Here is a 6398-nt window from a genome sequence, read left to right on the forward strand (position 1 = left end):
TGCCGCCGATCGATGAGGCCGTCGCCGCCGCGCAGGCCGAGGTGCCTCGCAGCAATTACTACACGGAGGCCTATTCGGCCCCATTGCGTGGGCTCATCAGCGAGCAGGTCGGCGTTCCCGAACGGCTCATCCATATCAACGCGGGTTCCGAACTGATCCTGCGCCAGCTTTTCGATCGTTTCGGCGAGCAGGTTCACCTGCTGACGCCGACCTATGTGCTTTTCCCCGAGATCGCCCGGCACTACACGGAAACCCGGCTGCTTCCCGAACAGGACTTCGCCTTCGATCTCGGCCGCCTGGAGATTCCGGACGGTACAACGCTCGCGATGATCGTGAACCCGAACAATCCCAATGGCGGTATCTTCGACATGACGCCCTTGCCCGGGCTGTTGCGCCGTTACCCGGAGACGTACTTTCTGGTCGACGAGGCGTTCATCGGTCTGGCCGGCGAGTCCGTCGCCCGCCTGGTGCTCGATTATCCCAACCTGCTGGTAACCCGCACCTTGTCCAAGGCCCACAGCCTGGCGGGCTTCCGGGTCGGCTACGCCATTCTGCCCGAATCGATTGCCGATGACCTGAACGGTCATAACGACGCCTATCCGCTCGCCCGTCCCAGCCAGGCGGCGGCCATTGCGACGCTGCGCCACGAGGACAAGATCCATGCCCGTGCCGCCCAATTGCACGCGTGGGCGAACTCGCTTGCCGGCGAGCTGCGCGCCCTGGGCGTGCGCACTTACCCCACGCAGACCTATTTCTTTCTCGCCGATTTCGCGCCGCACGATGCGGCGGTGCTTGCCGAAGCGTTGAAGGCCCGGAACATCCTCGTAAAGCCGCTCAACGATCCGCATCTTGGCGCCGGCTTTATGCGCGTCACCACGGCGTTGCCGGAGGACAACCGCCGGTTCGTCGACACACTGCGGGAGCTGTTGTCCCATGCCTAGAGCCGCTCCTTTCGAGATGCATCATCAGCGCTATGAGGCGTGGTTCGAAAAGCACCAGGCCGCCTATATCTCGGAACTGCTCGCCCTGCGGCCGTTCGTCCCCTGGACGGGGCGGGGCATCGAGATCGGTGTCGGCAGCGGCCGGTTCGCCGCGCCGCTGGGCGTGCAGGTGGGTGTGGATCCCTCCCGGTCGATGCTCGCCTATGCCGCTGAACGCGGCATAGAAGCCGTGGAGGGTGTAGCTGAAGATCTGCCTTTCCCCGACGCCTGTTTCGACCATGCCCTGGTGGTGACCACCATCTGTTTCGTGGATTCTCCTGCCAGAATGCTTGCCGAGGTGCGCAGGGCGCTGAAACCGGGCGGTCGCCTGGTGATCGGTTTCATAGACAGGGAAAGCAGCATGGGACGCGACTATCAGGCGCACCAGGAAGAGAATGTGTTTTACCGGGAGGCCACGTTTTATTCCGCGGACGAAGTAGCCGCTCTTCTGCGCGAAGCGGGGTTTTCAATCAACGCCTGGGGACAGACACTGGCGCATCCGCTGACCGAGACGCGCGACATCGAGCCCCTGCGGCCGGGATATGGCCAATGCGCATTCGTGACCGTTTCGGCAACCAGTGCAGGTTGATATGACGATGAGTGCATTGACTGACGAACATATTGTCCGCTCCTGGCATGGCAATGCCGATGCATGGGTCACGGCCGTGCGCGAAGGACAGATCGAGAGCCGCCGCGCGGTTACGGATCAAGCGATCGTCGATGCGGTGCTGAGCCAGTGCCCGGGTTCCGTGCTTGACGTGGGCTGCGGTGAAGGCTGGCTGGCCCGCGAACTGGCGGCCCACAACATCCGGGTTACCGGCGTCGATGTCGTACCCGGGCTTGTCGAAGCCGCGAACCGGGCGGGCGGCGGGGACTTCCGGGTGGTTGCCTACGAGGACCTGGCCAGCGTCGGGCTGCGGGTTCCGGTCGATGCGGTAGTGTGCAACTTTTCCCTGCTCGGGAAAGAATCGGTAGAAGCGGTTTTCCGGGCCGTGCCTTCCCTGCTGGCGAACAACGGTGTGTTCATCGTGCAGACGCTGCATCCAATCACGGCCTGCGGCGACCAGCCTTACGAGGATGGCTGGCGGGAAGGGTCCTGGGCCGGTTTCGGTAATGAATTCACCGATCCGGCGCCCTGGTATTTCAGAACCCTGGAGAGCTGGGAGAGATTGTTTACGGATAACGGATTCAGGCTGGTGGAAATCCGTGAACCCGTACACCCCAAAAGCGGCGTGCCGGCCTCGGTGATATTCGCCGCGAGGCATGACCGCTAACCGCGTACGCAGTGGTGCACCCCGATCGCTAGTCGTTGTCGAGCAATCTCGCTCCCGACCCCTGTTCAGCCAATTTGTCGTGCGGGTTGCGCAAGGGGCAATCGGTGATGGACAGGCATCCACAGCCGATACAGCTTGTGAGCTGATCGCGCAACTGGGTCAGGTGCCTGATCCGTTCGTCCAGATCGGCCTTCCACCTGGATGACAGCGTGGCCCAGTCCTTTTTTGTCGGTGTCCGCTCGTCGGGCAGCGTATCCAGGGCCGCGGCAATCTCCTTGAGAGGAATCCCCGCGCGCTGGGCTACTTTGATGATGGCGACCCGGCGCAGGACCTCGCGTGGATAACGCCGATGATTCCCTGCATTACGCTTGCCCTTGATCAGGCCCTTGGCTTCATAGAAATGAATGGTCGAGACCGTCACACCGCTGCGGGTCGCTACCTCACCTACGGATAGGCTTTTGTGGATATCCGCGTCGTCCGTGTGCTTCATGAAAATCGCCCTTGACCTCAAGTTATGTTGAGGTTCTAGCATGGCTTTCACCGAACTACAAACAGCCAGGGAGATGCACATGACCGCGTTTGAGCGTAACCCGTCGGGACATATTTATCGTGTGGACAAATTCATTGTCCCCGAGCATGTCCGCGACGAATTTCTTTCCAAGGTCGAAATGACACACAAACTTCTCAAAACGCTACCAGGATTCCTGCAAGATCTGGTTTTGGAGCAGACGAGCGGGCCCGGTGAGTTCAACTTCGTCACCGTTGTCGAATGGGAGAGTGACGCAAGCATGGAAAGTGCCAGGACAGTTGTGGCTGCCATGCATGAGGAAATCGGCTTCAACCCGCGTGAGGTTCTGCCACGGCTCGGGATAAAAGCGGATTTGGCCAATTACTGGAGGATCGAGACCTGACTTTTCCTTGTACAACAAAAAAACTGAACCACTGGAGATATCCATATGTTACGAAGCCAATTGGTTGCATATACAACCAATTGGCTTGTATACTCCTGACATGTTCGAGCGATGCCTGTATTTCAACGGCCTGTATTTCAACGTCAATGCCCTGACGAGGAAAGTGAACCGGATCTGGGAGGAGGCGTTTAAGGAATTCGGCCTGTCACCCGCGCATGCCTATTTGCTGAGGCTGGTACTGGCAGACCCTGGTATTTCACATAAAGAAATAGCGGCCGAGCTAAGACTGGATAAATCGACGGTGACACGCTTCGTCGACGCGTTGCAGGAAAAGGGGTACCTGAAACGCTCCAGGACAGGTGCGAAAGACAGCCGTGAGTTACGGGTTGTTCCTACTTCCAAGGCACAGCGCCTGCAGCCGGCTCTTGAAAAGACCAGTGACGACCTGTACCGGAAAATGTGCGGCAATCTGGGTGAAGATGAGATGAAGTCGCTGGTTGCCCATCTGCGGGAAGTGGCCCAGACGTTGTCGTGATTTTTTTGGCCTAAAAAGTTGTATGTACAACCATGTGGAGGAGGCAATATGAACGCTATTTCGAATCCGATTACGGGTACAGAGACAATTGAAATGAATAAGGCGCCGTTTGAGGCTCTGGTCGAGTTTTATCGCGCGTTCAACGGTCGTGACTTGGCGCTGATGCAGTCGAATTGGCTTGGGACGGAAGAGGCCTCGATGTCCAATCCACTAGGCGGCGTGTGTCGAGGCTGGGAAGCGATACAGGAGGTATACGCGAAGATATTCGAAGGGAAGGCTGAAGTGTATGTCGAGTTCTACGACTACACGATTCATGATTCTCATGACATGTTCTGTGCCGTCGGCCGGGAAAAAGGCTATTTCCGTATGGATGGCATGCAGGTTGAGCTTGCCATAAGAACGAGCAGGATTTACCGGAAGGTGCAAGGCAAATGGCGTCAGCTACATCATCACGGCTCCATAGACGACCCGGCGCTACTGGCTGAATATCAGTCGGCAGTGCTTGGCCGGTAAGCGGTACCGGCCAAGCACCGGGCCATATACGCAAAACGCCGTTGCCCTACAGGTCGCGCTCAAGCCGTGGAGGTGTTTATGATCCTTCTCGCAGCTGTTTGGCAACGGTTTCCCGGATGGGCCGGACCGGCCGCACCTCGATGCTGCCGACCCGTGCCGGAGGAATGCCGGAGGCGATCCGGATGGCTTCGTTCAGATCGGTCGCCTCGATCATGTAAAAGCCGGCCAGCTGCTCCTTGGTTTCCGCAAAAGGACCGTCGGTAACCGACACCTTGCCATTGCGCACCCGGACGGTGGTGGCTGTCTGTACCGACTCCAGCGCCTCCGAGGCAATGCAATGGCCGCTTTCCCGGATCGAGGCGTCGTAGTCCACGCAGTCTTCGTCGGGCAGCTCGTCCAGCCGGTTTTCGTCCAGGTACACCAGACACAGGTATTTCATTGCATGCTTTCTCCGTGGTTATCGGTGATCAATTGTCACCTGAATCATCGGCCATTTTCTGCATCGCCTGGCGCATCTCTTCCTCGCTCACCTCGCGGACATGCGTGGCGATGGACCACAGGTGGCCGAACGGATCCTCCAGCTGCCCGTAGCGGTCGCCCCAGAACATGTCCTCGACCGGCATTCTGACCTTGGCGCCGGCATCGACGGTACGGGCGAAGACGGCGTCGACATCATCCACATAGAGATGAATCATGACCGGCGTGCCCTTGAGGGCCCTGGGGTCCAAGGCTCCATACTCGGGGAAATCGTCGACCACGCAGATGGCCGAATCGCCGATCTGCAGATTGGAGTACATGACTTTTCCCTGTGGCCCCAGCAGTCTTGCCTGCTCTTTGGCATCGAATACCTGTTTGTAGAATTCGATGGCGTCAACCGCGCCGGCGCAGGTAAGGAATGGTGTCACAGAGCGCATGGCGTGGGCGGCGGCTGTTGTCCGTGATGTATTCATGATCTTCCTCCATTGACCGATGGTCTGGGTGAAGCACAAGACCGTTACTGTTTCGATTCCTTTTTCAGCTCGCGGAAGCGTTCGATCGCCTCGCTGGATTCGAACTCGTCCAGTTCGAACAGCTGGCGTACCTCGATCTCGCCTTCCTTGCCGTCGATAGAAGGGTTGGGGAAGCGTTTGGTCCATTCGATCGCTTCCTCTCTCGATTCGGCCTGGATCAGCGTGTAGCCGGCGACGAGTTCCTTGGTTTCCGCAAAGGGACCGTCGATGAAGCTGCGCTTGTCGCCGGAATACTGGATGCGCCATCCATCGGTGCTTGGATGCAGACCGCTGGCGTCCAGCAGCATGCCGGCCTTGGCCAGTTCCTCGTGATACTTGCCCATTTCTTCGAAAAGCGACTCGTCCGGCATGACGCCGGCTTCCGAGTCCTTGGTGGCTTTGACGATGATCATGAATCGCATGGTATTTCCTCCCCGGGTCATCAGACCCGTCTTGTGTTAGTTGGTCCCGGAGAGATCACCCCGTGGAACTCACTGGATAAGTAGAATTGCTATACCCCGTAATGCATGGCGACGGCTGTTTATTGCGCTTGCTGCGGTTCGTATTTCAGGATCACGCAACCTGTGGACAAAGGCTGGGATTCAGTCAGCGTCAATTGCATGGGCGTCGAGACATCGCTGAACAACGGCCTGCCCTTGCCCAGCACGGCAGGTACGAGGCCGATGCGATATTCGTCGAACAGCCCGGCGTTTATGAGCGATGCCGACAGGTCGGCACTACCGAAGACGAACAGGTTGCCCTGTCCGTGACGCTTCAATTCACGAACCTCGTCAACCGCATCGGTATCGACCAGGCGCGTGTTGTTCCAATCCGCCTGCTTGAGCGTGTGAGAAAAGACGATCTTGGGTAGGCTGTTCATCATGTCGGCGATTTCGCCTTTTTCGGATGCCCAATAAGCCGCCATGCCTTCGTAGGTCACCCGACCAAACAGCAGCATGTCCGTTGTATGCAACTGTTCGATGGAAAAGCGTTCCAGCTCGTCGCCCCATACGGATTGGTGGAATTCCAGGTCCCAGCTTTTCGTGCCTTCGAAATAGCCGTCCAGCGTGATCAGGTTCCACATGATCAGCTTGCTCATGGTGATTCTCCTTATTGTTTGTATGCCTGCCGCAAGGTTTTGATGTCGAGCTTTTTCATTTTGAGCAGCGCCTGCATGACGCGCTGGGATTTTTCCG

General features: G+C 58.1%; 11 protein-coding genes. 6 read left to right on the plus strand and 5 right to left on the minus strand.

The features are described from left to right. The 3 genes from P8Y64_14125 to P8Y64_14135 all read left to right on the plus strand — a co-directional run. Nucleotides 1-941, plus strand: a 941-nt coding sequence (locus P8Y64_14125) for a histidinol-phosphate transaminase (protein MEJ2061591.1), incomplete at its 5' end; no start/stop codon positions are given. Beyond that, entirely contained in the window at nt 934-1569 is a 636-nt protein-coding gene (locus P8Y64_14130) for a class I SAM-dependent methyltransferase (protein MEJ2061592.1), read from the plus strand. The genes P8Y64_14125 and P8Y64_14130, both read left to right, overlap by 8 nt. Nucleotides 1570-1576: 7 nt before the next feature. Continuing rightward, on the plus strand, nt 1577-2254 hold the full coding sequence (locus P8Y64_14135) for a class I SAM-dependent methyltransferase (GenBank protein MEJ2061593.1): 678 nt from the start codon (nt 1577-1579) through the stop codon (nt 2252-2254). Between the two features lie 28 nt (nt 2255-2282). Here P8Y64_14135 and soxR read toward each other — a convergent pair whose 3' ends face one another. Further along, nucleotides 2283-2744 (minus strand): redox-sensitive transcriptional activator SoxR, encoded by a 462-nt coding sequence (soxR, locus tag P8Y64_14140; protein MEJ2061594.1) that lies wholly within the window; start codon nt 2742-2744, stop codon nt 2283-2285. 79 nt (nt 2745-2823) lie between these two features. On the opposite strand from soxR, the gene P8Y64_14145 reads away from it, so the two are divergent. The 3 genes from P8Y64_14145 (at nt 2824) to P8Y64_14155 (ending at nt 4213) form a co-directional block, all read left to right on the plus strand. Next, the gene (locus P8Y64_14145; GenBank protein ID MEJ2061595.1) at nt 2824-3165 is read left to right on the plus strand and encodes an antibiotic biosynthesis monooxygenase; all 342 of its coding nucleotides are present in this window, start codon (nt 2824-2826) and stop codon (nt 3163-3165) included. A gap of 100 nt (nt 3166-3265) precedes the next feature. After that, nucleotides 3266-3700, plus strand: coding sequence for a MarR family winged helix-turn-helix transcriptional regulator (locus P8Y64_14150; GenBank protein ID MEJ2061596.1), 435 nt, complete (start codon nt 3266-3268; stop codon nt 3698-3700). Nucleotides 3701-3748: 48 nt separating this feature from the next. Then, the gene (locus tag P8Y64_14155) at nt 3749-4213 is read left to right on the plus strand and encodes a nuclear transport factor 2 family protein (GenBank protein ID MEJ2061597.1); all 465 of its coding nucleotides are present in this window, start codon (nt 3749-3751) and stop codon (nt 4211-4213) included. Nucleotides 4214-4289: 76 nt separating this feature from the next. Here P8Y64_14155 and P8Y64_14160 read toward each other — a convergent pair whose 3' ends face one another. The 4 genes from P8Y64_14160 to P8Y64_14175 all read right to left on the minus strand — a co-directional run bounded on the left by P8Y64_14160 (nt 4290) and on the right by P8Y64_14175 (nt 6301). After that, nucleotides 4290-4652, minus strand: a complete 363-nt coding sequence (locus P8Y64_14160) for a YciI family protein (protein ID MEJ2061598.1) — start codon at nt 4650-4652, stop codon at nt 4290-4292. A 28-nt stretch (nt 4653-4680) separates the two neighbouring features. Continuing rightward, nucleotides 4681-5163: a VOC family protein gene (locus P8Y64_14165; GenBank protein ID MEJ2061599.1), complete on the minus strand. Its 483-nt coding sequence runs from the start codon at nt 5161-5163 to the stop codon at nt 4681-4683. 44 nt (nt 5164-5207) lie between these two features. Continuing rightward, nucleotides 5208-5624 carry a YciI family protein gene (locus P8Y64_14170; protein MEJ2061600.1) on the minus strand — a complete coding sequence of 139 codons (417 nt, stop codon included), beginning with the start codon at nt 5622-5624 and terminating at the stop codon, nt 5208-5210. A 119-nt stretch (nt 5625-5743) separates the two neighbouring features. Further along, complete coding sequence (locus P8Y64_14175; GenBank protein MEJ2061601.1) at nt 5744-6301, minus strand: dihydrofolate reductase family protein; 558 nt, start codon at nt 6299-6301, stop codon at nt 5744-5746. Between the last annotated feature and the right edge of the window lie 97 nt (nt 6302-6398).

The sequence above is a fragment of the Gammaproteobacteria bacterium genome (genome assembly GCA_037388465.1).
GTDB lineage: Bacteria > Pseudomonadota > Gammaproteobacteria > SpSt-1174 > SpSt-1174 > JARRKE01.

Bases quoted from the DNA above. Each gene is read 5' to 3' on its own strand.
- P8Y64_14135 (MEJ2061593.1), top strand. From the start codon at position 1,577: ATGAGTGCATTGACTGACGAACATATTGTCCGCTCCTGGCATGGCAAT.
- P8Y64_14170 (MEJ2061600.1), bottom strand. From the start codon at position 5,624: ATGCGATTCATGATCATCGTCAAAGCCACCAAGGACTCGGAAGCCGGC.
- P8Y64_14165 (MEJ2061599.1), bottom strand. From the start codon at position 5,163: ATGAATACATCACGGACAACAGCCGCCGCCCACGCCATGCGCTCTGTG.
- P8Y64_14145 (MEJ2061595.1), top strand. From the start codon at position 2,824: ATGACCGCGTTTGAGCGTAACCCGTCGGGACATATTTATCGTGTGGAC.
- P8Y64_14150 (MEJ2061596.1), top strand. From the start codon at position 3,266: ATGTTCGAGCGATGCCTGTATTTCAACGGCCTGTATTTCAACGTCAAT.
- P8Y64_14175 (MEJ2061601.1), bottom strand. From the start codon at position 6,301: ATGAGCAAGCTGATCATGTGGAACCTGATCACGCTGGACGGCTATTTC.
- P8Y64_14160 (MEJ2061598.1), bottom strand. From the start codon at position 4,652: ATGAAATACCTGTGTCTGGTGTACCTGGACGAAAACCGGCTGGACGAG.
- soxR (MEJ2061594.1), bottom strand. From the start codon at position 2,744: ATGAAGCACACGGACGACGCGGATATCCACAAAAGCCTATCCGTAGGT.
- P8Y64_14130 (MEJ2061592.1), top strand. From the start codon at position 934: ATGCCTAGAGCCGCTCCTTTCGAGATGCATCATCAGCGCTATGAGGCG.
- P8Y64_14155 (MEJ2061597.1), top strand. From the start codon at position 3,749: ATGAACGCTATTTCGAATCCGATTACGGGTACAGAGACAATTGAAATG.